The sequence below is a fragment of the Devosia sp. MC532 genome (assembly GCF_016461625.1).
In the GTDB taxonomy this organism is placed as follows: Bacteria; Pseudomonadota; Alphaproteobacteria; order Rhizobiales; family Devosiaceae; genus Devosia.
The window spans coordinates 18,785-42,601 of record NZ_JAEMNZ010000012.1 but is presented as its reverse complement, the minus strand read 5'-3'; the positions used below and the strand labels follow the sequence as shown (position 1 = coordinate 42,601).

The 23,817-nt window shown below is 59.1% G+C and carries 21 protein-coding genes and 1 riboswitch; of the genes, 9 read left to right on the top strand and 12 right to left on the bottom strand.

Annotated features, from left to right (window positions below):
* The first annotated feature begins 40 nt into the window (after positions 1–40).
* A riboswitch (SAM riboswitch) is annotated at positions 41–115 on the top strand.
* Between the two features lie 41 nt (positions 116–156).
* Complete coding sequence (gene metZ, locus JHC09_RS14475) at positions 157–1,362, top strand: O-succinylhomoserine sulfhydrylase (RefSeq protein WP_199532536.1); 1,206 nt, start codon at positions 157–159, stop codon at positions 1,360–1,362.
* Positions 1,363–1,470: 108 nt separating this feature from the next.
* Complete coding sequence (locus JHC09_RS14470; protein WP_210338172.1) at positions 1,471–2,217, top strand: transporter substrate-binding domain-containing protein; 747 nt, start codon at positions 1,471–1,473, stop codon at positions 2,215–2,217.
* On the opposite strand, the gene JHC09_RS14465 is transcribed toward JHC09_RS14470, so the two are convergent.
* Positions 2,214–2,627: a tellurite resistance TerB family protein gene (locus JHC09_RS14465; protein ID WP_169196175.1), complete on the bottom strand. Its 414-nt coding sequence runs from the start codon at positions 2,625–2,627 to the stop codon at positions 2,214–2,216. The two genes, JHC09_RS14470 and JHC09_RS14465, sit on opposite strands and share 4 nt — an antisense overlap.
* A 141-nt stretch (positions 2,628–2,768) precedes the next feature.
* Between JHC09_RS14465 and JHC09_RS14460 the strand changes: the two genes are divergently transcribed.
* A complete protein-coding gene (locus tag JHC09_RS14460) occupies positions 2,769–4,412 on the top strand; it encodes a lysine--tRNA ligase (RefSeq protein ID WP_199532532.1) in 1,644 nt (547 codons plus the stop codon).
* A 57-nt stretch (positions 4,413–4,469) separates the two neighbouring features.
* Here the strand turns inward: JHC09_RS14460 and JHC09_RS14455 are convergent, their stop codons facing one another.
* On the bottom strand, positions 4,470–5,117 hold the full coding sequence (locus JHC09_RS14455; protein WP_169196173.1) for a helix-turn-helix transcriptional regulator: 648 nt from the start codon (positions 5,115–5,117) through the stop codon (positions 4,470–4,472).
* 129 nt (positions 5,118–5,246) lie between these two features.
* Here JHC09_RS14455 and JHC09_RS14450 point away from each other — a divergent pair, with 129 nt between their 5' ends.
* Together JHC09_RS14450 and JHC09_RS14445 are read left to right on the top strand one after the other, a co-directional pair.
* A complete protein-coding gene (locus JHC09_RS14450; protein ID WP_199532530.1) occupies positions 5,247–5,618 on the top strand; it encodes a DUF952 domain-containing protein in 372 nt (123 codons plus the stop codon).
* Complete coding sequence (locus tag JHC09_RS14445; RefSeq protein ID WP_349236556.1) at positions 5,615–6,718, top strand: quinone-dependent dihydroorotate dehydrogenase; 1,104 nt, start codon at positions 5,615–5,617, stop codon at positions 6,716–6,718. The genes JHC09_RS14450 and JHC09_RS14445 overlap by 4 nt, the downstream gene beginning before the upstream one ends.
* A 24-nt stretch (positions 6,719–6,742) precedes the next feature.
* On the opposite strand, the gene JHC09_RS14440 is transcribed toward JHC09_RS14445, so the two are convergent.
* The 3 genes from JHC09_RS14440 to JHC09_RS14430 are packed head-to-tail and all read right to left on the bottom strand — an operon-like array spanning position 6,743 to position 9,110.
* Positions 6,743–8,092: an MATE family efflux transporter gene (locus JHC09_RS14440; protein WP_169196170.1), complete on the bottom strand. Its 1,350-nt coding sequence runs from the start codon at positions 8,090–8,092 to the stop codon at positions 6,743–6,745.
* Positions 8,093–8,148: 56 nt separating this feature from the next.
* On the bottom strand, positions 8,149–8,820 hold the full coding sequence (locus JHC09_RS14435; RefSeq protein ID WP_199532528.1) for a nucleoside/nucleotide kinase family protein: 672 nt from the start codon (positions 8,818–8,820) through the stop codon (positions 8,149–8,151).
* A 2-nt stretch (positions 8,821–8,822) separates the two neighbouring features.
* The gene (locus tag JHC09_RS14430; protein WP_169196168.1) at positions 8,823–9,110 is read right to left on the bottom strand and encodes a DUF6460 domain-containing protein; all 288 of its coding nucleotides are present in this window, start codon (positions 9,108–9,110) and stop codon (positions 8,823–8,825) included.
* Between the two features lie 153 nt (positions 9,111–9,263).
* Between JHC09_RS14430 and JHC09_RS14425 the strand changes: the two genes are divergently transcribed.
* Complete coding sequence (locus JHC09_RS14425) at positions 9,264–11,759, top strand: ligase-associated DNA damage response DEXH box helicase (protein ID WP_349236555.1); 2,496 nt, start codon at positions 9,264–9,266, stop codon at positions 11,757–11,759.
* Between the two features lie 35 nt (positions 11,760–11,794).
* Here the strand turns inward: JHC09_RS14425 and JHC09_RS14420 are convergent, their stop codons facing one another.
* Entirely contained in the window at positions 11,795–13,411 is a 1,617-nt protein-coding gene (locus tag JHC09_RS14420) for a GMC family oxidoreductase (RefSeq protein ID WP_199532526.1), read from the bottom strand.
* 3 nt (positions 13,412–13,414) lie between these two features.
* Positions 13,415–13,861, bottom strand: coding sequence for a sugar dehydrogenase complex small subunit (locus JHC09_RS14415; protein ID WP_199532525.1), 447 nt, complete (start codon positions 13,859–13,861; stop codon positions 13,415–13,417).
* Positions 13,862–14,071: 210 nt separating this feature from the next.
* On the opposite strand from JHC09_RS14415, the gene pdeM reads away from it, so the two are divergent.
* Positions 14,072–14,752 carry a ligase-associated DNA damage response endonuclease PdeM gene (pdeM, locus tag JHC09_RS14410; protein WP_210338171.1) on the top strand — a complete coding sequence of 227 codons (681 nt, stop codon included), beginning with the start codon at positions 14,072–14,074 and terminating at the stop codon, positions 14,750–14,752.
* Here the strand turns inward: pdeM and JHC09_RS14405 are convergent.
* The 3 genes from JHC09_RS14405 to JHC09_RS14395 all read right to left on the bottom strand — a co-directional run bounded on the left by JHC09_RS14405 (position 14,749) and on the right by JHC09_RS14395 (position 20,014).
* On the bottom strand, positions 14,749–15,507 hold the full coding sequence (locus JHC09_RS14405) for a TIGR02186 family protein (protein WP_199532522.1): 759 nt from the start codon (positions 15,505–15,507) through the stop codon (positions 14,749–14,751). The two genes, pdeM and JHC09_RS14405, sit on opposite strands and share 4 nt — an antisense overlap.
* Positions 15,504–16,430 (bottom strand): sulfite exporter TauE/SafE family protein, encoded by a 927-nt coding sequence (locus tag JHC09_RS14400; RefSeq protein ID WP_199532521.1) that lies wholly within the window; start codon positions 16,428–16,430, stop codon positions 15,504–15,506. The genes JHC09_RS14405 and JHC09_RS14400 overlap by 4 nt, the downstream gene beginning before the upstream one ends.
* A 149-nt stretch (positions 16,431–16,579) precedes the next feature.
* Entirely contained in the window at positions 16,580–20,014 is a 3,435-nt protein-coding gene (locus JHC09_RS14395; protein ID WP_199532520.1) for a peptidoglycan-binding protein, read from the bottom strand.
* Positions 20,015–20,186: 172 nt separating this feature from the next.
* Between JHC09_RS14395 and JHC09_RS14390 the strand changes: the two genes are divergently transcribed.
* Complete coding sequence (locus JHC09_RS14390) at positions 20,187–20,855, top strand: response regulator transcription factor (protein ID WP_169196161.1); 669 nt, start codon at positions 20,187–20,189, stop codon at positions 20,853–20,855.
* A 5-nt stretch (positions 20,856–20,860) separates the two neighbouring features.
* Positions 20,861–21,259: a VOC family protein gene (locus JHC09_RS14385; protein WP_169196160.1), complete on the top strand. Its 399-nt coding sequence runs from the start codon at positions 20,861–20,863 to the stop codon at positions 21,257–21,259.
* An 18-nt stretch (positions 21,260–21,277) separates the two neighbouring features.
* Here JHC09_RS14385 and JHC09_RS14380 read toward each other — a convergent pair whose 3' ends face one another.
* Together JHC09_RS14380 and JHC09_RS14375 are read right to left on the bottom strand one after the other, a co-directional pair.
* Positions 21,278–22,858, bottom strand: coding sequence for a hypothetical protein (locus JHC09_RS14380; protein ID WP_199532519.1), 1,581 nt, complete (start codon positions 22,856–22,858; stop codon positions 21,278–21,280).
* Between the two features lie 4 nt (positions 22,859–22,862).
* Positions 22,863–23,801, bottom strand: coding sequence for a DUF6384 family protein (locus JHC09_RS14375; RefSeq protein WP_199532518.1), 939 nt, complete (start codon positions 23,799–23,801; stop codon positions 22,863–22,865).
* Between the last annotated feature and the right edge of the window lie 16 nt (positions 23,802–23,817).

Below are 23,817 nucleotides of genomic sequence, written 5' to 3'. Positions count from 1 at the left end.
GCAAACCCGAGGAATTGACGCCACAGCGCTGATGCCGTTTAATCTCGGCGGTGGTGATTTGGCCGGTCGCTTGCAGCCACATGAAACAAATCGCTAAGGACCGTTTGGGATCCGGCCGCCCTATGCGAGCCGGTTTTTCTGTTTAAAGGCGCTGAAATGTCTAGAGACCACAATCCCCTCCTCGATCCAAGCAAGCAGTCGGCAGCGACGCGGCTGGTCCATGGTGGCGGTAAGCGCACAGATTTCAACGAAACCAGTGAAGCGCTGTTTCTGAACTCCGGCTATTCCTACCCCAACTCCCAGCACGCCGAAGATTTGTTCCTCAACAAATTCCCGGGCCATAATTACTCGCGTTTCGCTAACCCGACCGTCGACATGTTCCAAGAGCGCATGGCGCTGTTGGAAGGCGCGGAAGCGGGTCGTGCTTTTGCGTCAGGCATGGCCGCTGTGACCAATGCGGTGATGAGTCAGGTGCGCGCTGGCGATCATATCGTTGCCGCGCAAGCGCTTTTTGGCGGCTGCCGTTTCGTTGTTGAAGATTACGCCCCACGTTTTGGCGTGGAATCGACGCTGGTCGATGGTCGCGATCCGGAAAACTTTGCGCGTGCAATGCGCCCGAACACCAAGGTGGTGTTTATCGAGACGCCAACCAATCCAACTTTGGAACTGGTTGATATCAAGGCTGTCGCTGAAATCGCGCACGCGCATGGCGCTAAGCTGATTGTGGACAATGTTTTTGCGACGGCGCTTTACCAGAACCCGCTGACCCTTGGCGCAGATCTCGTCACCTATTCGGCGACCAAGCACATCGATGGGCAGGGCCGCGTTCTGGGTGGCATCGTGTTGGGCAGCAAGGAAATCATTGAAGGTGACGTGCACACCTTCTTGCGCCAGACAGGCGCAACGCTGAGCGCGTTCAACGCTTGGGTTATGCTCAAAGGTCTTGAAACTTATGCGCTGCGCGTCGAACGCATGACCGACAGTGCGGAAAAGATTGCGGCAGCGCTTGCAGACCATCCTAAGGTCAATCGCGTGATCTATCCGCATCACCCAAGCCACCCGCAATATGAGCTGGGCAAGAGCCAGATGAAGCGCGGGTCTTCGCTGCTTGCGATCGACGTCAAGAACGGTCAGGACGGCGCATTTGCCTTCTGCGACAGTCTCGCTGTGGCGCTGATTTCCAACAATCTGGGCGACGCCAAATCGCTCATTACCCACCCGCGCACGACCACCCATGCGCGACTGACCGAAGAGGTTCGCCTCTCGACTGGTGTGACGCCGGGTCTGGTGCGGTTGTCGGTTGGCCTTGAGGATCCTGATGATCTGATTGCCGACCTTATGTATGGCCTAGACCAGGTTTAAGTGATCATGCCGAGGCGGGGGATGCGCAGCAGAGTAGGGCAATGGGTTGGGTGTTTCGCGCTCGGCCTGTTCGCCGCTTTTTTGGTAAGCCCCGCCTCGGCGCAATTATTGCCCAATCACGCCGATGCCGATGCGCGTGAAATCTTGCCCGATTTGCAGCCGGTTCCGGCTATACGGTTTCTAACAACGACAGATTTTCCCCCCTTCAACTTCCGCGACAGCGCGGGGGAGGTCGTTGGGTACAATATTGATCTGGCGCGACGGATCTGTACCGAGATCGACATCGCCTGCACCATACAGGCTTGGCCTTGGGATCAGGTGGTGTCGGCCTTGGAGGACAATCAGGGTGATGCCGTTATCGCTGGTGTTGCGATGACGCCAGAGACCGCGAACGCGATTGATTTTTCAGCGATCTATCTGGCTTTGCCGGGACGGTTCGTCACGCGTGCCGAAGACGTCGACGGCTTTGACCCAGATGCTTTGGCAACGCTCAAAGTTGGTGTGCGTGACGGTAGCGCCCATGACGCGTTTTTGCAGCACTATTTTCCAACAGCCGCACGCGTCGCTTTTGCCTCGGAAGGGGAGGCGCTTGCAGCTCTTGAGGCAAGCGAGGTCAAAGCCTATTTCGGCGACGCCATGCGCGCGGCCTTCTGGCTCAACGATAACCCCGCGTGCTGTAATTTCGCCAGCGAGCCGTATTTCCGTCCCAACCAGTTTGGCGAAGGGCTCGCCGTGGGCGTGCGCGCCGGACAGGACAAAATCCGACATGCCATTGATTGGGCGCTGGTGCGCCTCAAGGACAATGGCACGCTTGATGAGCTCTATCTGCGCTGGTTCCCCGTTGGATTCTATTAATCAGGCAGTCTGCGGTGCCGGGCGCGGGCGGCCACTTCGATGGCAGCGGTGGTGAGGCGATCCAGCGTCAGGCGATCGCGCAGCATTTCCAAGAACCGCAGCTCTTCCTGTTCCAACTGAAGATCGACAGCGGTTACCTCAACGGCGAGGGCGTAAGCTGTGTCCTGCAGTTTTGTAGGGATCGCCAAGAGCGCCTTGTCGAGCGCGAGGTCTAGTCCATCGTCGCTGTTCAGCACATCTGCGCAGTCATTGGCGACGTCGGTGAGGCGGGTGCGATCAAAACCAGCAAATACCGGCAAGCGACCGACAAGGGCTTCGATCCGGTTCAATTCCCGCTCAGTGATTGTGGCATCCGAGGATGCAGCAATGATCATAATGTGAATAAGCGCATCCTGAATGGGCGACGGCATAAATGGCCTCCTGAGATCGTTGCGCACAAAACTAGGTGCGGTTCGGTCGATCTGCAACCACCTGCGTCATTGACGCGGCGCAGATAGAGTGCAACACACCAAACCTTATCGTTTCCTGTGTTTCGAAAGGCCACAATCCCTGTGTCGCCCGCCGCTTTACCTCCACTTGACCCCGATTTCTTCGAGCCCGCACAGACGGCTCGCGCTTGGCCCTTTGAAGAGGCCCGTAAACTGGTCAAACGGTTGGAAAAATCGGGCAAAGGGGAAGCCCTTTTTGAGACCGGTTATGGCCCCTCGGGCCTGCCGCATATCGGCACATTTGGCGAAGTCGCGCGTACCACCATGGTGCGTACTGCGTTCCGCCTGCTGACCCGTGACCAAATCCCAACCCGTCTGCTGTGCTTCTCCGACGACATGGACGGCATGCGCAAGATTCCGGACACCGTGCCTTCCAAGGAAGCCATGGAGCCGCATCTGCAAAAGCCGCTCACGGCGGTGCCTGATCCGTGGACCAACGAATACAACAGCTTTGGCGAGCACAATAACGCCATGCTGCGTCGTTTCCTCGATACCTTCGGGTTCGACTACGAGTTCGCCAGCGCCACCGATTATTATAAGTCCGGCAAGTTCGACGAGGTGTTGCTGCGCGCCGCTGAACGCTATGATGATATCATGGGCGTTATGCTGCCGAGCCTAGGCGCTGAACGTCAGGCAACCTATTCGCCATTCCTGCCGATCTCGCCAATTTCGGGCCGCGTGCTTTATGTGCCGATGAAGGAAGTCGATGCCAAGAATGGCACCGTGACCTTCACCGACGAAGATGGCCGCGACACCACCGTTTCGGTGACCGGCGGCAATGTGAAGCTCCAGTGGAAGCCGGACTTCGGAATGCGCTGGGCCGCCTTGGGCGTCGACTTTGAAATGTTCGGCAAGGACCACCAGACCAATCAGCATATCTACGACAAGATTTGCGCGATCCTCGGTGGCACGCCTCCAGAACACTATGTGTACGAGCTGTTCCTGGATTCCGAAGGCCAGAAAATCTCGAAGTCAAAGGGCAATGGCCTGAGCATCGACGAATGGCTGACCTATGCGCCGACCGAGAGCCTCGGGCTCTACATGTTCCAGAAGCCGCGCGTCGCTAAGCGTCTGCACTTTGATGTCATCCCGCGCGCCGTGGATGAATATGCGCAATTCGTTGCTGCCTTTGAAAAGCAAGATGCGGCCGCACGCGTTGAAAATCCGGCGTTCCATGTCCACTACGGCAATGTGCCGAAGATCGACATGCCGATCACTTTCGCGCTGCTGCTCAATCTGGCAACGGCTTCCAATCCAGAAACGCCAGAAGTTATGTGGGGCTATATCTCGGCCTATGCACCGGGCGTTTCGGCAGCAACCCATCCGCATCTCGATGCGCTGGTTGGCTACGCCATGGCCTACTTCCGCGACTTCGTGAAGAAGAACTATCGCGCGCCAGACGATGTCGAACGCGCAGCGCTCGAAGCTGTTTCGGCAGCTTTCGCCGAGCTTCCTGCGGACTCTTCCAACGAAGACATCCAGAACGCAGCTCTCGACGTTGCTCGCAACATTGAGCGTTATCAGGATCATACGAAGAAGGGGCCAACTGGCGGTCCCGGCGTATCGGGCGACTTCTTCCAGATGCTCTATCAGGTGCTGATCGGCCAGGAACGCGGTCCGCGCTTCGGCTCGTTCGCAGCGCTCTATGGCATTGAGAACACCCGCAAGCTGATCGGCCGCGCTCTCGCAGGCGAACTGCAGAGCTAGGCCCTCGACTTGCAACACCAATCAACGCGCTCGGGTCAAACGATCCGGGCGCGTTTTTTATTGGCTGGCCCAGATGATGCGGGCGATCCAGTCGATGTCTTTGAGTTCAAACACGCGGGGCGGATAGTTTGGATTGGCTGAATGCAGCTCCAACTGTTTGGCGGACTGCCGGTGGAGGATTTTTGCCATGACCTCTCCATCATGGGTGCGCACGACGACGCGGTCCCCACGACGCACTTGCTCGGTCGGCGAGACCACAACCCGGTCTCCCTCACGATAGACGGGCTCCATGCTATCGCCATGAATTTCAAGGGCATAGATGCCGCGCTCGGTGGAGACAGGAAGCTCGACTTCGTCCCAGTTTCGGCCCGCAGGGAAACCAGCGCTATCGAAGAAACCGCCTGTTCCCGCTTGCGCTAGGCCGAGCAGGGGGATGACGGCTGGGGGCGGTTCGGCAAAACCGGCATGCTGGCTGTACGAGCCGGAGCCGTTCTCAAAACTGTCGAGCGTTTCGCCAGTCGCCTCAAGGATTTTGGCAATGCTTTCAGTGGATGGCCAGCGTTCGCGACCGTCTTTGCTGACCCGTTTCGAGACGTTGAAAGCGGTCGCATCAAGTCCGGCCATTTTCGCAAGGGCAGACACGGAAAGACCATGACGCCGCGCCAGCGAGTCGATCCCATCCCAGATAGTGCGATGTGTGACCATCAGCGTGCCCTCACAGGACATTGGTCTTATGCCAAGAATTGTGTCCTAGGCTAATCCTGCTCTGAGGCCTTGTAAAGTGGGCGTTTCCCCGCTACCCCGGCACCAACTCCCCCGCGTAAGAGCCCCCAAATGTCCCAAGTCAGTCCGAACCCCGAGTTCATTTATAAAGTCGCGACGGAGCAATCTTATGCTCCTTCCAGAGCGACGGGTTCCTATGCCGGGATGCCGATTGATGCGAGCGATGGCTATATGCATTTTTCGACAATTGATCAGCTCAAAGAAACGCTTAGCCGCCATTTTCGAGGGCAATCAGGTTTGGTGCTTTTGGCCATTCGGACTGCCGATCTCGCCGGGCCGGACCTTGTCTGGGAGCCTTCTCGTGGCGGTGCTCTATTCCCCCATCTCTACAATCGCCCGCTGCCGCTCAGTGCCGTCGCTTGGGAAGCGACCATCAGCGTTGATAGCGAAGGCAATACCGAACTGCCGGAGGCTGCACAGTGATCCTTTCTGCTTTTTCTCCCTTGTTGCGCAGTAAGTTACTCTCGAATTTGACGCTCGATGCGCTGATGAAGATGGATCCGGAAACGGCCCATGGCGCGACGATCACCGCGCTGCGCATGGGACTTTCGCCCCAGCAGCAGGGGCCCGACGCGCCAGAGTTGGCGACGGAATTGTGTGGCCTCAAGCTCACGAACCCGATCGGCATGGCCGCTGGTTTTGACAAGAATGCCGAGGTGCCACGGCAGTTGGCGCTGTTGGGTTTTGGCATGACGGAGATCGGTACGGTGACGCCGCGTCCACAGGCGGGCAACCCAAAGCCACGCCTTTTCCGCGTGACCGAAGCGCAGGGCGTGATCAACCGTATGGGCTTTAATAACGAGGGGCACGATGTAGCCTTTGAGAGGCTCAGGAGTGTCCAAGTGCCGGCATCTTTGGGCGTCAACATTGGCGCGAACAAGGATAGCGAGGACTTCGTTGCCGATTATGTGCTCGGGGTGAACCGCTTCGCCGAACTGGCTGACTATCTCACCGTCAACATCTCCTCGCCCAACACACCGGGTCTGAGAAACTTGCAAACGGACGAAGCGCTGACCCGTCTTTTGGGTGAAGTGCTCGATGCGCGCGCTAAGGCTAAAAAGCGCGTGCCGGTCTTGCTCAAAATTGCCCCCGATCTGGATGAGGCGGCGATGGACGCGATTGCCCGGGTTATTCTGGCGACCGATCTCGATGGCGTTATTGTCTCCAATACAACCATCGGTCGTGATCCAGTGGCGGGCATGAGCAATGCCACAGAGATGGGTGGGCTTTCGGGCAAGCCGCTCTTCCCACTGGCAACGCAGCGCCTGGCGCAGATGCGTCAGCGCGTTGGCGATCTGCCTCTCGTGGGTGTTGGCGGGATCCATGACGCGCAGACCGCGCTGGCCAAGTTTGAAGCCGGTGCCAATGCGATCCAGCTCTATTCGGCGTTGGTCTTTGGCGGGCTTGATCTGCTCGACCGGATCAAGGCGGGCTTGGTGAGCGAAGTCCGGAAAGCTGGAAAGAAGAACATTTCCGAGTTCGTCGGCACTAAGACGAGTGATTGGGCGGCTGGTCGCCTTTAAGCGACCAGCTCCAGATTTGCGATTTTACGAGGCGGGGCTGAAAAGCTCCGCCTTTCGCTTTTCGATGGCGAAGAAATAGATGAGGCCACGGGCAACGAACCAGAGGTGCAAAGCGCCCCACAGGCCCCAGTTGCCGATGAGCGGCTGCAAGATCACTGCGGCAGCGCCAAAGACCACCAGAGAGGCCAGCATGCCGTTGCGCATGACGACGTTCTGGGTCGTGCCCACCAGAATGCCGTCATAAACGAAGGCGGGCATAAAGGTGATGGTGCAAGCAGCGGCTATCGGCAGATAGTGCAGCGCATAGGCCTGAACATCGGGGTTGGTGGTCATAAAGCCGATGACCCATGGCCCCGATAGGTACCACGCCAGGCCCAGCACCAGAGAAATGCTAAAACCCCAGAGCATGGAGAGCTTGTAGGCGCTGTCAAAAGCTGGACGCCAATTGGCCCCCACGGCTTTGCCTGCAAGCTGTTCGGCCGACTGGGCAATGCCATCGAGGAAATAGGCGATGACCATGAGCAGGTTGAGAAGGACCGCATTGGCCGCGAGGGGGATTTCGCCCATGCGAGTGCCTTGGGCCGCAAACCACCCATAAGCACTCATCAAGGCAACGGAGCGGATGGTGATGTCGCGGCTGAGGCCAAACATGCGTTTGACCGCAACGCCATCGCTCAACTCGCCCGGCGCAATGCGGCTAATGAGGGCGCCGATCCCGCCATAATATTTGACCAGAATGGAGAGACCAACCGTGGCGGCAATCGCCTGACCGATAACCGTGCCAAAGGCCGCACCGGGCACGCCCCAGCCGAAGCCGTGAACGAAGAGGACGGAAAGCGTGATGTCGATCAGATGCAGCAGCAGTTGCAGCATCATGCCGGTCTTGGCTGAGGCGCGGCCATAGAACCAACCAAGAAGCGCGTAGTTGATCAGCGAAAAGGGTGCAGACCAGATGCGCCAGTAGAAATAGTCAGACAGCGCTGCAGCGACCGGGGCCTCAGGCGCCAGGCTGGTCATCCCGACCCACAAAATGGCCGGTGATACCACGATCATGAAAAGGCCTATGCCGACGCCCAAAATCAGCGAACGCGACACATGTAAAAGTCCGTCTCGCGGGTCTTTGGCGCCGATGGACTGAGCGACCAGGCCCGCTGTGCCGATGCGCAGGAAATAGGCCAGGGAAAACAGGAAGTCGAAGAGCAGTGCGCCCAACACGAGACCGCCCAGCATGGCCGCATCGCCCAAGCGACCGATTACGGCAATGTCGACGAGACCTACGAGTGGTTCGGTGATGAAGGCAATACAGGCGGGCAGGGCAATCGCCCACACGTCGCGGTGGCGAACGGTGAACGGATGTTGGGGGCGGGCAGACATTGTAGAACTCAATAGTTGAGCGTCTGCCCTATCAGGCCGAAGTGGGCCCTGTCACCCTACTGCGACACGTTGAGCTCGATTACGAGATCCGCGCGGTCACGCGTTTTATCGACGAGGTCAAAGTTTGGCAGATCATTGCGCTCAATGTGGGCGCGATTGCGCTCTTCGGTGAAGAGCCCTTCTTCGCCGTGGCGTCTGAGGAGGCGCGCTTTAACCAGCTCGCGATCGACGTGGATGAAGACCGCATAATCGAGAAGATCGCGCACTGCCGACCACGGCGCATCGCCGAGCAGCAAATAATTGCCCTCGATGATGAGGGTGTGAACCTCCGGTGGCACTGTGAATGCCTTGTCCACCGTGTCTTCAATCTTGCGACTATAGCCGGGGACGTCGACACATTCCGTTGCCGTTTTGAGATCGGACAGGAATGAGACGAAGGCTGCGCCTTCGAATGTATGGGGCGCGCCTTTGCGGTCTTCTAGTCCCAGCGAAACGATCTTGGCGTGTTTCATATGGAAGCCATCCATAGGAACAAGCGCTGACGTGCCCGGTTGGGTCGCATTGAGCGCGGCTACGACTTGAGCCGCGATCGTTGATTTGCCTGCGCCGGGACCGCCAACAAAGCCGACGGCGATCCGCTTGCCCTGGGCCTCACCCTGCATATTATGGATATGCTGAACCAACCGCTCTATTGTTAGCTGCGGCGTGAGGTGGAGCGTATCGACCATATTTAGCGCGCTTTCGTGAGCCTGATGATGAGCCAGATCGGGACGACGACCGCCGCACCGGTGATAATGTAGGCGACAACCTGTCGCACTAACCCGCCACTATCGCGCAGCGCATCTTCAATCAAGCCCACAATGCTGTTGAACAGATCGGCAGCGTTAAAACCGAACATGGTCATGAAGAAGCCAGCCAGCGCGGACAGGAGCACAAGCTTGATCGCAACAGATAGCGGCCGACCACCAAGCAAGCGCTCCAGACCGGAACGCGCGTAGGGGGAAGAGTCTTCTGTCATAATGCCACTCCGTTTGGCTTGGATGTCGGCATCATATAGGGTTTTCTTTGCTTTGCAGTAGGTGCTCTTTGCCAAGTTTTGCGACATTTGCCATGCAGTGGTCACAGTTCTGGGAATTCACCGGAACCCGTTTCGGGGGCGGAGAGGCTGATAGTGACTAAAACGCAGCTCCCCTCGATCATTGAAAATTGGTTCACCACACGAGGTTGGTCCCCGCGCCAGCACCAAATGGATGTGTTGGAAAGCTATCAATCCGGCGCGTCGCAATTGCTTATTGCGCCTACCGGTGCCGGTAAAACTTTAGCGGGTTTTTTGCCGAGCCTCGTCGAATTGGTCGATGGGCGGTTTGACGGGCTGCATACGCTCTACATTTCGCCCCTCAAAGCGCTGGCTGTGGACGTGCAGCGCAACCTCTCGACGCCCATTGCCGAGATGGGGCTGCCCATCACAGTGGAAGCGCGCACCGGCGATACATCGGCCGCCAAACGCGCGCGGCAGAGGGCGAAACCGCCCCACATCATGCTCACCACCCCCGAGCAATTGGCGCTGCTGATTTCTCATCCGCATGCGGACTTGATGTTCGGGTCCCTCAAGCGCGTGGTGCTCGATGAATTGCATGCTCTGGTGACGAGCAAGCGCGGGGAGCTTTTATCCCTCGGCCTATCGCGGCTGGCCAAGCTCTCGCCCGATCTGCGCATCACCGCACTCAGCGCGACGGTGGCGCGCCCTGATTTGCTGCGTGATTGGATTGCGCAACCAACGCAGGGGCGGCGGACGGACCTTTTGCATATGAAAGGCGGAGCCGCACCCGAGCTTAGAATTTTGGAGACCGAAGAGCGCCTGCCGTGGGCGGGACACTCGGCGGCCTATGCGCGAGGTGAGCTTTACGAGATCATCAAGCGACACAAGACGACGCTTCTCTTCGTCAATACGCGCTCGCAAGCCGAAATGCTGTTTCAAGGCATGTGGGACATTAACGAGGAGATGTTGCCCATTGCCCTGCACCACGGGTCGCTGTCTGTGGAGCAGCGCCGCAAGGTGGAAGCGGCCATGGCCGAAGGCAAGCTCAAGGCGGTGGTGTGTACCTCAACGCTCGATCTGGGCATCGACTGGGGCGATGTCGATCTGGTGGTGCAAGTCGGTGCGCCCAAGGGGTCTTCGCGTATGCTCCAGCGGATTGGCCGCGCCAATCATAGGCTCGATGATCCGTCCAAAGCCTTGCTGGTGCCGTCCAACCGTTTTGAAGTGTTGGAATGCGAGGCGGCGGTGGAGGCTGTCAGTGAAGGGCAGCAAGACAGCGAGGACCCGCACCCCGGTGGCTATGATGTGTTGGCCCAGCATGTGTTGGGCATGGCCTGTGCAGAGCCGTTTTTGGCGGATGATCTTTATGCAGAAATACTGACCGCTTGGCCCTATCGCGAGCTGACGCGTGTTCTGTTTGATCGCATTCTCGATTTCGTCGCGACGGGTGGCTATGCCCTGCGTGCCTATGAGCGCTATGCGCGGCTGCGGCAAGCGGAGGATGGACGCTGGCGCATTTCTCATCCTCAGATCGCTCAACAATACCGCCTCAATATCGGCACCATCATTGAAGAGCCGATGGTGCGCGTCAGGCTGATCCGCGCGCGCGGATTGAAAAAGGGAAAATCTACCGGACCGATTGGAGCAGGGGGCCGCGTGCTGGGGGAAATGGAGGAGTATTTCTTCGGCACGCTACTGCCGGGGGACACGTTCATATTCTCGGGCGAAGTGCTGGCCTTTGAGGGCATGAAGGACAATGAGGCCTTCGTTTCTCGGTCCTTTGATAAAGACCCCAAGGTGCCAAGCTATAATGGGGGACGGTTTCCGCTGACCACCTATCTGGCGTCTCGTGTCCGTCGCATCATGGATAGTCCGGAAGAGTGGCATAAGCTGCCCGCGCAAGTGGGCGAGTGGCTGACCCTGCAGAAGGAGGTGTCGGTCCTGCCCAAACGAGACAGCCTGCTGGTGGAGACGTTTCCGCGCGGGGCGCAGAACTATCTGGTGTGTTATCCCTTTGAGGGACGATTGGCCCATCAAACCTTGGGCATGCTCCTAACCCGACGCCTCGAACGCATGCGGGCGCGGCCTTTGGGGTTTGTGGCGTCAGAATATTCGTTGGCGATTTGGGGACTGGGTGATCTTTCGGCGTTGATCCGCACGGGACGGCTTTCGCTTGATGAGCTGTTCGACGAGGACATGCTGGGGGATGACCTCGAATCCTGGCTCGATGAAAGCGCGCTGATGAAGCGGACGTTCCGCAACTGCGCCATTATCGCGGGGCTGATCGAGCGGCGGCATCCGGGCAAGGAAAAGACCGGCCGGCAGATCACCATGAGCGCGGATCTGATTTACGACGTGCTCTATCAGCACGAGCCGGACCACATTCTTATTCAAGCGACGCGCCACGACGCAGCGCGGGGGCTTTTGGACATTGAGCGTCTGGGGCAGATGCTGACGCGTGTACGCTCGCACATCGTGCATAAGCCGCTTGAGCGGGTTTCGCCGCTGGCAGTGCCGATCCTTTTGGACATTGGCAAGGAGCCAATTTTTGGGGAGGGGCGTGAAAGTGCTATGGCGGAGGCGGCCAACGAGCTGCTCGAGGAGGCGCTGGGCGTAATCAAAGATTAGGGCGAGGGAACTTTGTTCTCCCTCGCCCTTGGTGTTTAGGCGCCGAGATCGGCCAGAATGGTTTGGGCAGCGCGTAGGCTCAGTGCGGCGATGGTCAGCGTTGGATTGGCCGTTGCAGAGGTTGGGAAGACCGCAGAACCTGCAATAAAGAGGTTCTTGTGGTCGTGGCTACGCAGGTGCTGGTCGACGACCGAGGTCGTTGGATCGGTCCCCATGCGGCAGGTGCCGATGATGTGGCCTGAGCCATTAAAATCGTCGGCGTGATGCACTTCCGTGGTGCCCAAAGCATCGAAGATGTCTTGGTGCGCCTTGGCGGCAGCTTCGAGCCCGGCCTTCACATAGCTATCAACCGAATAGGTGATTTGCGGCAGGGGGACGCCGTATTTGTCCTTTTCGGTCGGGTGCAGCGTGATGCGGTTTTCTGGATCGGGCAATTGCTCAACCAGCGAGGCGAGGCGCACATGGCGCGCCGCTTCGGCCTTGAGAGCCTTATCGAGTTCGGCGCCGCGCAGGCCTTTTTCAACGAGCGCTGAAACCGTGCTGATCGGCGCGCCTGTGGGCCACGAGTGGCCGTCATTGCCAATTTCGATGCGGAAGGCACCACGATCGGACCGGAATTCGCCAACGCCGAGGTTCTCAATGCCGGAGGTGGAGAGCGGACCGCGATAAGGCCAGACGGGATCATTGGAGCGAGCCCAACTCAATTGGCTGGGGTGATCCATGAGGTTGCGGCCAACCTGATCGGAGCTATTAGCAACGCCGTTCGGCGTGTGAGCGCTGACCGAATTAAGCAGCAGACGCGGGGTTTCCATGGCGTGAGCGGCGATAACATAGAGCCTGCCAGTGGCTTTGCCGGTGGTGCCATCGCGCAGCATGAAGTGAACGGCGACAACATTGCCATCCGCATCGGTTTCAACCGAGGTTGCGGTGGTCGCTGGGTGAACGGTCGCGCCTTTGGTGACGGCTTTTTGCACATGGACCGTGGCATCATATTTCGCCTGTACCGGGCAGACGGGAATGCAGCTGGCCGAGCCGCAGCAACCGGGACGATCATCACGATCAACCGAATTGCGGGCCTGTGGCGTGGGTGTTACGTCGTAGATTGAGCCTGCGAGCTTTTCCTTGAAGACCTTGTCGAGATAGGTCGGGGGAATGGCGGGCATGGGGAAGTCGGTGGAGCGGTGTGCCGAGGGCGGGGAAGCCGCCGCGCCGGACACGCCAAGCTCGTCTTCAGCGCGGGCATAGTAGCTTTCGAGTTCGTCATAGCTGACGGGCCAGTCAACGCCCTTGCCGTGCTTGGTGGCGAGCTGGAAGTCATCTGGCGCCATGCGAATGGCGGTGCCGAGCCAGTGCCACGTCGTGCCGCCCACGGCTTTGATATAGGTGCTCTTGAACTTATCTGAGCCGTTCTGGCGGTAGTAATAGTCCATGTTCCACGAGAGGGGATGATCGGCATCGGGGCCAACCGGATAGGCGGACTCTGGAGTTTTAATGGCGGCGGCCTGGAAGGTGTCGACGGCGGTGGCGCGATCAACCTCGTCGCCCGCTTCGAGGATAGCAACGCTCACGCCCTTGCCAGCAAGCTGATCGGCGATGAGGGCCCCAGCAACGCCCGAACCAACGATGATGACGTCTGCGGAAATATCGGCCATGGCTTATGCCTCCCCTTCTGGCACTTGCGACCAATACCCAGTTTCCCCGCCGCACCAGCCCATTGGCTTGGTGAAGTCGAGGGCTTCCCACATCAGAGCGTCGGTGTAGGTAACAACCGCTTCGCCATCAGCGGTTTGATGGAAGCCGGAATACCAACCGGTGATGATGCGGTTTTCGAGGGTTTTGTCGGCGGTGCCGGAGATCAGCTGCGCAAGCGCTGCGTCCTGACCATCGGCCACGAGGGCATCGAGATAGCTCTGCCCATATTCGCCGACGAGGCTTGCGCCGTCTCGATCCAAAAGCTTACCCGACAGGGTCATGAACTGATCGAGCGTAATGGGTTCTGCTGCCAAGATTGCTTGGCTGAAGAGGAGGGCGAGCGCTGTCCCACCAGTCCAAGCAAGCATGTGTCGGCGGGTGATCCCACCGGGTGTAATTGTCTTAGTCATGGCACACCTCAACTGGCCAAAATTTACAAATCATATGCACGTCAATGTGTTAACCGAGGACTGAGACCTCACGTCAATTTGCATAGATAGCGGCGGGGCGCGACATTTGCCGAACTTCGGTGACGCCATCGAATCTGCTACATTGAGACAACGCTTAGACATCGAACAATTTCCCTTGGTCTGTTGAATTACGCTGCCCCCACGATTGCGATGACGGAGACGCCGATTTTGCGTTTCGCTGGCCACACTTTTGAGCCGCTTCCTTCGGGTGGGCTCTATTGGCATGCGCGCAAGACTTTGCTGGTGGCGGACCTGCATTTCGAGAAGATGGCGAGCTTTGCGCGGCGCGGGCAGATGCTGCCGCCCTATGATACCGGCATGACGCTCACCCGGTTAGAGGCCGATATTGCGCGTATGGGGGCGCAGCGGCTGGTGTCGCTTGGCGATAGCTTCCATCGTGCCGACTCGGCGCAGTTGCTATTGGTCGCTGACCGGGCGCGGCTCGACGCTATTGCCCAGACCGTTGAGTGTTTCTGGCTCTCCGGCAATCACGATCCTGAGCCGCACGGGATCGGCGGGGTTTCGCTTGAGGAGCTGGAAATGGATGGTTTGGTGTTCACCCACCATCCGAGCAAAGGACGACCCGGGATGATTGCTGGGCACTTGCATCCGGCGGCACGGGTAGCGATGGCCGGGCGGACGCAACGAAAACCCTGTTTCGTGCATGATAATCGTCTGATGATCCTGCCCGCCTATGGCAGTTCAACCGGCGCCATCAACATCCTATCTTCGGCGTTTACCGGGCTGTTTCATTGGCCCTCGTTAGAAGTGACCATGCTTGGACGCGACCGTACGTATCCGGTACCGACAAAGCGTCTTGTCGCCGGTTAACGGCGGAACAGCACGCCACCCAGCCAGCCGGTAAAGAGGGCGAGGAAAACGCAGGCGATGCCGTAGAGCAGTGGGTATTGCACGGCCGAGAGCGCGACGAACCGTTCAAAGTCGATCTTGCGGACGGCAAAGCCTTCTGACTTGCGGGCGACCACTTGGCCGTCCTTGAAGACATAGGTCTGGGCGATGTAGGGACCGGGCGGGGCGCTGCTGGGCAGCTGGAGCTGGGCCGAATAGAAATTATCCGACATGAAGACGACGCCGTTCTCCTGCACGCCGAAGAGCCCTTCTTCGGACATGAGCCGGATCAATTCGCGACCGAAATTGAGGGTTTTTAGAAAACCCGCGCGGTTCGGCACCAGAGCGTAGGACTCAGGCAGAATGGCATTTTGGTTGAGGGTGACGATGTCGGTAATATCGAGCAAGCGCTTGCTGGAGAGCACGTGGAAATAGCTCGGGAAGTTTTTGAACTCGACCTGTTCGGTGTTGATCCAGAACCCAAAATTATTGGTCATCTTGCGCGAGACGCGATCCTGAGTTGGCCCCAGAATAACGATGGCGACTTGATAGGAGCCACTCACATTGTTGGTGGGCGCGCCAATGTCGGGAGCGATGGTCCCATAAAAGGTGAGACGTTCGCCCGAAAAGCTCGACGTGATCTGAATGGTGTCGTTGGAAATGCCCGAGATGAGGCGTTCAGCCTGCGCTGGGACAACCATCAACACCGCAAGGACAAGCGCGAGGAGCCTGATCATCGGATCGTGCTCGTTACGGCCATGGAATAGGGGTCGCCCGGCGTCAGGATGAGCGCCAGGCCAAAGCGGATCGCGACGGCGAGGATGAGGAGCGCGAGGAGCCCGCGCAATTGTTCTCCGCGCAAATGCTTGCCTGCTGCTGCGCCAAACTGTGCGCCAGCTGTGCCGCCGACCATGAGGCAAAAGGCGAGAAGGATATCAACGCTCTGACTTTGTACGGCATGCATGATGGTGGTCGCACCCATCATGGCCACAACCTGCGCAAGCGATGTGCCGATGACAACATTGCCCGGAACGCGCAGCAGATAGACCAGCGCAGGAACCATAATGAAGCCGCCACCGATGCCCAGAAGCGAGCCGACAAAGCCAACGAAGACGCCGATGACAAGGACTGGGATGACGCTGATGTAGAGGCGGCTCTTCTTGAAGCGCACGCGCCAGGGCAGACCGTGCATCCATGTGTGCTGGTGGGCCTGACGTTGTCCAACGACAACGCCCTTTCGCCGCTTGAGAATGGCGCGCACGCTTTCTTGCAGCATCAAGGTGCCGACAAAGCCCAAGAGGATTAAAAAGCCGAGAGAGAGGACCAGATCAAGCTGGCCACTGGCCCGCAGCACCGAGAAGACCGCTACGCCACCAAAGGCCCCCAAGATACTCGAACAGATGAGGTAGAAGGCGAGATGGAGGTCGATGCCGCCGCGTCGATAATGGCTGAGTGCGCCCGAAGTCGAGGCCGCGACCACCTGTCCGGTCACGGAAGCAACGGCGACTGCGGACGGAACACCGGAAAAGATCAGCAGGGGCGTGAGAAGGAAACCGCCGCCAACGCCGAACAATCCAGACAAAAAGCCAACGGCCCCTCCGATCCCGACAAGAAAGAAGAGGCTCACGGAAAGCTCTGCGATCGGCAGATAGATCTGCAAGATCTGGTCCCGTCATGTTGTGTTCGGGACTATCCTAAGGGGACGTCTGTCAACAGAAAGGTAAGAGCCAGTAAAATCGAGCATAAAAACTTACAGCCTCATCCGGTGAGGACGAGGCTGTGATCAAATCGACACAGGGTCGGCGTTGATTAAACGGGCTGGCTGCCCAAAACAGCGAGCAATCGTGGATTGACCTCGCCACTTTCGCTCATTCCGGTTGCCCGTTCGAACGCGCGGATCGCCTCGACAGTTTGCGGCCCAGACTTGCCGTCCGGCGTTCCGACATCAAAACCGAGCTTGGTCAACGCGACTTGGACGCGTTTGACCGTTTCCTCCGCAGTGATCGCATCGCCAACTTCAAACGCGGTAGACCACGTGCCAATTGGCGCAAAGTTCGCGGCCAAAACCAGCGGTGCGGGCTTCCATGTGAGCAGCTCAGCATCGACGCGCTGAACCGCATCTGCGGACAGGGAGCGTACGATGTCGGTCTTGGCTAGGCCTGCGTCCTTGTCGCCCGAGAGAGCGGCGAGGGAGAAGTATTTGTAGGACTGTTCGAAATTCTGTTCGACGCCCAAGCCGCGTGCATAGAGCATGCCGAGATTGAACTGGCTATCGACCATGCCGCGATTGGCGGCGCGTTCGAACCATTCTGCAGCAAGCTCAAACTGCTGGCCGCCCATATGGCCGCCAGCATAGAGCGCGGCAAGATTGTGCATCGCCATGCGGTGACCGCCATCGGCGGCGCGCTGATACCAGAGCTTGGCCTGTTCGAGGCTCTTTTCGACGCCAGTTCCCATCTCGTAGAGATTGCCGAGACGATACTGCGCGGGAACGAAGCCTTGGGCTGCCGAGCGTTCGTACCACTTGATGGCTTCAGCGGCATTGCTCGGGACACCGCGCCCTTCGCCGTAGATGGCAGCGACTTCGTATTGCGCTTGAGCATTGCCCGAGGCAGCGGCTTGGCGCAGCTCAAGTGGGCCAACGCCTTCGGCTGGTAGCGCGAAAGCATCGCGTACGGTTTCGGCAGGATAGAGAGCTGCCGTCAAAATCGGATCGGGTGCTGCGGTCGAAACCGGAGCTTCCGCCAGCGGCGGCGGCATGGTGATGTCTGGCAGGACGCTCGGCCGAGAGAAGCTCATGGGAGCGCCTGGATTGATCGAGCCGGTCGATGTCGGGTCGATCATCTCGCTCATATTCGGCGCCGTTAGCGTGTCGGAGAGACCTGCTGCAGGGGTCGGATCGGTGAGGACCGTGACGGGGGCCGCATTTTCAGGGGCAGCCACAGCGGGCGCGGGAGTTTGCGCGACCGAGGTTGGCTCGGCACGCTGCAAGACCAGATTGATCGCGAGCAACGATACGGCTGTCAAAGCGGTGGCCAGCAGAATTGGCCGACGATAGCGCCGCAGAACATTCTGATGCGTGACGGTTTCGTCCGCGCTTTCGGCTTCGTCCAGCGCGACTGGTGCGTCTTCAGTTTTGTCCTTGAGGCGGGCGCGGAAGATCGCGCGCTTTGGCGCTGCGGGTCCTGGTGGCGCTGTGTCGATAACAGTCGGGGGCACGACGCGATCTGGGAGCTCGGCATCCCGACGCGGGAGCACAAAGGCCAGAGCTTTGCCGATAATGCTATCCGCATCCTCTGGCGTTTCGTCCTGACGGGCGCGCTGGGCGCGGCGTGCTGCCGCCACGAATGTGCTGGTGCTCGACACTGACGGAGCCGCTTCAAGTTCCTTGGCGACTGACGCGCGCGTCTCACCGGCAAAGGCGGGCTTTGGGTCACTGGCCAGACTAGATTGTGGGCGCGGTGGTGGGGTGACCGTCGACGGATCAAACTTAGGCGCTTCGGCGGCAACCGTTTCGGCGCGCATCCGCGACTGTGTCATCCGCTTCTGCGGGACTTCCGCCAGTTTCAGGCTCTGATCGAGCAGTGGCGCGTCTTCTGCCGGATTGATCGGCATTGCGTCATTCTTGGTGGCGCCGAGGCTGGTGAGAATGGCTTCCAGCTTCGAGCTGGTGGCGTTAGCCTTGTCTGAAACCGCCTGCTCAAAGGCGTCGTCGGCGTCAAAATCCCGCGCGCTGGGCGCAGGGGTTTTTACGAAGGCTACCGGAGCCGGAGCCGGAGCAGGAGCAGGAGCAACAGCTGGTGCAAACTGGCGGTTTGACAGAGTGACTTCCAACCGCGCGAGGCGTTCGGCTGTTTCTTTGCCTGCGGTGTTGAGCAGCGCCGTCATGCGCTTTTCGAGCGCGGACAGATTGGCGTCCTGCGCAGCCGTCGCCGCGGGGCCAGCTTTTGCAATGGCCTGAGACGTCCGTTCGGCCACCAAATCGGCCAGCGAGGTATAGTCGATGGAGACGTCCTGCTGCTCATAAGCGCGGCTGAGCGCGTCAATCTGAGCGCTGGCCTCGTCCATGCGATCCATCAGGGCACGCAGCTGGGTTTCGACAGCAGAGGTGTCGACCGGAGTGATGCGGCTATTGAGAGCGTCGATCTGGTCTTCGATGCGCGAGAAGCGCGGTTCAAGCCCGGACAGCACCGCATTGCGAAGGCCGACGATTTCAACCTTGAGGGCTTCGACCTCGCCGTTTGAGGTGTCAACGGCTTCCAAACGCTGCGCCAGAAGCTCCACACGCTCTACTAAAACCTGGGGCGAGCCTGCGCCGGTTTGAAGGGCATTGGTGAAGGATGCCATCTCGCTGGTGAGACGGTCAAAATCGGTTGATGAGAGCGCAACATTGCGCTCGATCGTATCAATCCGATCGTAGACGTTGCGCACGCTCTGCTCGATGGCGTGCATGGAAGGCAGTAGGCTTTCTGCGCCCAGCGTGGATTGCGCTTCCACAGCCCGGCGCTCTTCGCGGATGAGCTCGCGCTCCATCTGCTCGGCCTGCAACTCAGCCAGCTTGCCGACGGTGACCGACACATCATCCATGCGGCGGCTCAAAACCGACATGTCCGCGCGCGGGCCACGTTCGATCATCACGCCGAGCGCGGCAATCTGCGCTTCTAGGCGTTTGACCTGACCGGTTTCGCCGACAGCGCCCGCGATCAACTCCACGACTTGGGTGAGTTGTTCAACTTGGCTGGCAACCTCGTTCACCTGCGCACCATTGTGGCGCTGGCTCTTGAGCTCGCTTTCCAGACGTTCGAGACGTTGGCTCATACCGCCAACGAGCGAACCCAATTCGCGCAGTTCGGGGAATTCAGGCGCGCGGCGCGCTTGCGGCGCTGCGGTCGCAGGACCCTGGCGATGGCGGATTTCGGCGATGGCTGCGGTCAGATCATCGTCAAACAGAGCGTTGGATTGGGTTTCGCGTTCGTTGAAACGTTCGACGGTGCGCTGTACGGAGCGCAAGGCTTCTTCGCGACGCGAGACTGGTTCGGGGCGCGAGACTTGGTCGTGCAGGTCCTGTACGCGGCGCGCCAGGCCCTGAAGTGTGGAGACTGCGGGCTCGGGTTCAGGCGGCACGTAGTGGCTCTCAACCTTGTCGAGCAGGGCGAGAAGCTCACCGCGAAGTGCTTGTAGGTCCCCTGCACCGGGGTCGTTCACCAGATTGGCGAAGTCCGAGTTTGTGTATGCACGGGGCATCGCAGGTCCTGTTACAACGAAACGCACATCGCGCGAGTCGCACGAAGGTATAAAGGCCACTCTTGAGAAAACATGGTAAAGAAGCCGTTAAGGATTCATGGAATAACCATCCCCGCAGATATGAAAACCGTGTACTTACGGGACATTGTCCAGCAGGGCAGGAGCTGACTATATGACTCGCCGTCGCATCATAATCGTCGATGATCACCCGCTATTTCGGGCCGCATTGCGGCAGACATTGGCTGGTGGCGACGCTACAGTGACCGTGGAAGAAGCCGGTGACCTCAATGGGTTAAGTTCGGCGCTCGATGCTGATCGCGATTGCGATCTGGTGCTGCTCGATCTCAATATGCCGGGCGTTCGGGGCTTTTCCGGACTGCTGCTGCTGCGCGCACAATACCCAGATATTCCGGTGATGATCATTTCCGCTGTGGAAGATTCGACCGTCGTGCGTCGGGCCTTTGAGCTGGGCGCTTCGGGCTATTTGCACAAGTCTGTTGGCCCCACGGAAATTCGACGGGCCATTGAAACCGTGCTGTCCGGCGAAGTCTTCGTCCCTGCCGGTACCGAACTTGGCGGCGACGACGATCACTCAGCTTTGATGAAGCGTCTCTCAACGCTCACCCCACAGCAGGTCCGCGTTCTGATGATGCTCAGCGATGGATTGATGAACAAGCAAATCGCCTACGAGCTGACGATTTCTGAGGCGACGGTTAAGGCCCACGTCTCGGCCATTTTGCAAAAGCTCGACGTCGATAGCCGCACTCAGGCTGTTATCGCCGCAGCGCGGATTGAAGAGGGCCAGTTCGAGGCGCTCTTCACCATCACAGACAAGGCATAAGCCCTATGAAGCCTTCTATTTCGATCATCACCATTGGCGTTGATGATCTTGAGCGTGCCTTCGCCTTCTATCGCGCCCTGTTCGACCTGCCGGACGATCAGATTGGCGCTGGCGAAGACAATGTTGCGTTCTTCTTCGACGACAAGTTCACCTTCGCGCTCTATCCGCGCAAGGAGATCGCCGAGACTGCGGGCAAGGGTGACTATGTAGCGGGAACGCCAAGCTTCGTGCTCAGCCATCGTGCCGAAAACGCTGCTGAAATCGACACAATTCTCGACCGTGTTTTGGTCGCGGGCGGGACGATTATCGTCGGCAATACCGAGTCTGAATGGGGCAATTCGGCCTATTTCGAAGACACGGAAGGCAATGTTTGGGAGCTGATGGCAACGCCACCAGCCAACTGATCATAATTCCGGGGGCGGCTAGAACCTGCCCCCGGTTTTAAATCCGCTGCTGGATTTGCGGTTGCCCGATGAGAGACCGCCGCCAGCGCTGCCGCCGCCAGCGCTGCCGCCGCCACGAGGCCGCGAAAAACCGCCCCCATTAGAGCTGCCGCCAAGGCCGCCACCCCAAGCGCCACCAAAACCACCGGGCGTGGGCTTGCGCGGGGCTGCGCCGCCGCCAAAGCTACTATCTGGCCAGCCACCGCCATTGCCCCAAGGGCTTTTGTTGGTGCCAGCGCGACGGGTGCTTTTGTAGCCCGAACCCCATTCGCTGCCCGGCGCCCAGTTTTGGCTTTTCCGCCACTGGTCCCAATAGGCCGCGGCCGAAATTCCGCCCTTGAGGAACTCGGTGAGCATATCGCCGACCAACCGGTCTTGGCTAAAGCTCGAGCCGGGATCGTCAAAATGCTGCTTCTTGAATTCCCATTGAATATCTTCAAGCTCGCGACGGCGCTCTGCCAGGGTCTTGAGCCGTGCGCGCTGTTCTTTGCTCTCGGTTTCTTCTTCGCCGAGGCGGGTGCGGGTTTCGTCGATCTGACCGACGATCGTGTCGTCTTGAGCGGTGCGAGTGCGACGCGCTTCGGCCAGGAGCGTGCGGATGTCTTCGCGCGCGAGAGCGGCGGCAAGATCGGTTGCTGCCCGGACGAACTCAGGGTCTTCCCCTTCAGCCAGACTGCGCAGGGCGTTGGCTGCAGCGTCGCGCTGATCTTCGAGGGCAACAATCTGCTCGTCGAGTTTGGTGATCTCGGCTTGCGTGGTTTCGACAGCATCGCGTAACGGCGCGCCGCCAGCCGCATCGATGGCTGCAATTTCAAGCGCGGCCAGTTCGGCCTCGGCGGCCCGCACATTTTCCTCTTGCAGTTCAGCGTGCTCACGCAAACGCAAGGGGAGTTCATTGAGCATGTGGTAGTTCGGGCGGGCCTTGGTAAAGCCGATGAGCCGAGCGACAAGCCCATCAAGATAGCGGATGAGGCCGCTGGCCTTATATGTCGAAGTGCCGTAGCCGGCGTCCCACAGATAGATGAACAGCGGGTCGTCGCGGTAAGGCTTGCCCTTGGCTTCGCGGTCCGCTTCGGCCTGCTCGGTCTTTTTGAGCGCCTCTTCGGCGATATGATCGAGCTCTTCGGTTTCCTGACGCTTGGCGATAAATTTCGGATCGCTGGCAATTTGCTGCGCGAGCTTGGCTGTGAGCGCGGTCAGGTTTTGTTGTTTGTCTTCAAGCAGTCGGAGTGCTGCTGATCGGTGTTCGAGCAGTTTGGAGCGATTGTCTTCTATGGCCTTGAGCGACGACTCTGCCTTGGTGACGTCGCGGGCATGGCCCTTGAGCACATCGCGCGCCTTGCGTTCGGCGGCGGTGATCTCGCCATCGAGTTCGGCCTGAATTTTGGGATCAAGGCGAAGCTTGGCGAGCTGGCGAAAATATTCTGCCTCGGCCTCGCGCAGTTTGGTGATGCGTTCAGACGTGCGGGCGACGCGCCGGGAGATCTCGTCTTCCTCGCGGCGAATGTCGCGCATTGCCTCTTCGAGGCTGGCCAGAGCTTGTGGGCCGCGAATGCTCATGCGCCTACCACCGAGTTACCGTGCCGCCCAGAACGGGCATTGTATATTCAACATCGAGAAAGCCGCTGGATTTGCGGCCAACCGTGTTGGCTTGGATGAGGCCGTCGTCGCGCTTATCGGCAACCACGGCAGAATAAACCGTTGAAGGCACGCGCACGCCCCACATCGAGACCTGTTCGATCTCGCCATTTTCTTCGTTCTCAATGGGTAGGGTCAGAGGATTGCCGTCGATGTCGATGGCTTCGACCACCACATACCAATTGGTCGCGTCGCTGGTATTGTTGGGGGTCGTCCAGAACCCAGAGTCCGCGTCAGCGCGATTGACGATGCGCAGAGTGTAAGCTTGGCGCAGCTGATCGCGCAGTGCGGTCAAGCGTTCAACAGCATCTTCGGCCCCTTCGCGATTGCCTTCCTCGGCAAACGCCTGCCCCCGAGCGAGAAGGTCATCTGCGCGAACGACGGCCTGCTGAACCTTGGTTTCTTCAAAGATCGTCTGGCGCAGAGCTTCCATCTGCGCAGGCAAGCCTTGGGCCAGCTCAAGGCGCGCTTGTTCAGCCTGGCCGTGCTGGAGCGGCTGGCAGATGCCAAAATATCCAATAGCTGCAACGATCGCTGCAACGAGGAGGGCCGCCACGGGGCGACCCCATTTTTTGCGAGACACATAAAGCCGCGCCAGCGTGGTTTTAAAACTTGGCGCAGGTGGCTCGTAAGTGAAGCGGCTTTCGGCGAGAGCCGAAACGCCTTCCTTGAGAATGCGATCGGGAACTTCAATGCCCTGTGCATGATAGAGGGAACGCAAGCGTTCGATGAGCTGCCGTTCGCGGGCGGCTCCATCCAGTTCACGTGTCACCAAATCCTGCCGGTGACGGAGCGTGTCGACCACGTCCATCGCCAGCATGACTTCATCCAGTTGCACAGCCGATTTGGCCGTTCCCTCACTCATTGGCGAGCCTTGCCCG

Bases quoted from the DNA above. Each gene is read 5' to 3' on its own strand.
- metZ (WP_199532536.1), top strand. From the start codon at position 157: ATGTCTAGAGACCACAATCCCCTCCTCGATCCAAGCAAGCAGTCGGCA.
- JHC09_RS14465 (WP_169196175.1), bottom strand. From the start codon at position 2,627: ATGCCGTCGCCCATTCAGGATGCGCTTATTCACATTATGATCATTGCT.
- JHC09_RS14455 (WP_169196173.1), bottom strand. From the start codon at position 5,117: ATGGTCACACATCGCACTATCTGGGATGGGATCGACTCGCTGGCGCGG.
- JHC09_RS14450 (WP_199532530.1), top strand. From the start codon at position 5,247: ATGTCCCAAGTCAGTCCGAACCCCGAGTTCATTTATAAAGTCGCGACG.
- JHC09_RS14440 (WP_169196170.1), bottom strand. From the start codon at position 8,092: ATGTCTGCCCGCCCCCAACATCCGTTCACCGTTCGCCACCGCGACGTG.
- JHC09_RS14435 (WP_199532528.1), bottom strand. From the start codon at position 8,820: ATGGTCGATACGCTCCACCTCACGCCGCAGCTAACAATAGAGCGGTTG.
- JHC09_RS14430 (WP_169196168.1), bottom strand. From the start codon at position 9,110: ATGACAGAAGACTCTTCCCCCTACGCGCGTTCCGGTCTGGAGCGCTTG.
- JHC09_RS14420 (WP_199532526.1), bottom strand. From the start codon at position 13,411: ATGGCCGATATTTCCGCAGACGTCATCATCGTTGGTTCGGGCGTTGCT.
- JHC09_RS14415 (WP_199532525.1), bottom strand. From the start codon at position 13,861: ATGACTAAGACAATTACACCCGGTGGGATCACCCGCCGACACATGCTT.
- pdeM (WP_210338171.1), top strand. From the start codon at position 14,072: ATGACGGAGACGCCGATTTTGCGTTTCGCTGGCCACACTTTTGAGCCG.
- JHC09_RS14405 (WP_199532522.1), bottom strand. From the start codon at position 15,507: ATGATCAGGCTCCTCGCGCTTGTCCTTGCGGTGTTGATGGTTGTCCCA.
- JHC09_RS14395 (WP_199532520.1), bottom strand. From the start codon at position 20,014: ATGCCCCGTGCATACACAAACTCGGACTTCGCCAATCTGGTGAACGAC.
- JHC09_RS14390 (WP_169196161.1), top strand. From the start codon at position 20,187: ATGACTCGCCGTCGCATCATAATCGTCGATGATCACCCGCTATTTCGG.
- JHC09_RS14385 (WP_169196160.1), top strand. From the start codon at position 20,861: ATGAAGCCTTCTATTTCGATCATCACCATTGGCGTTGATGATCTTGAG.
- JHC09_RS14380 (WP_199532519.1), bottom strand. From the start codon at position 22,858: ATGAGCATTCGCGGCCCACAAGCTCTGGCCAGCCTCGAAGAGGCAATG.
- JHC09_RS14375 (WP_199532518.1), bottom strand. From the start codon at position 23,801: ATGAGTGAGGGAACGGCCAAATCGGCTGTGCAACTGGATGAAGTCATG.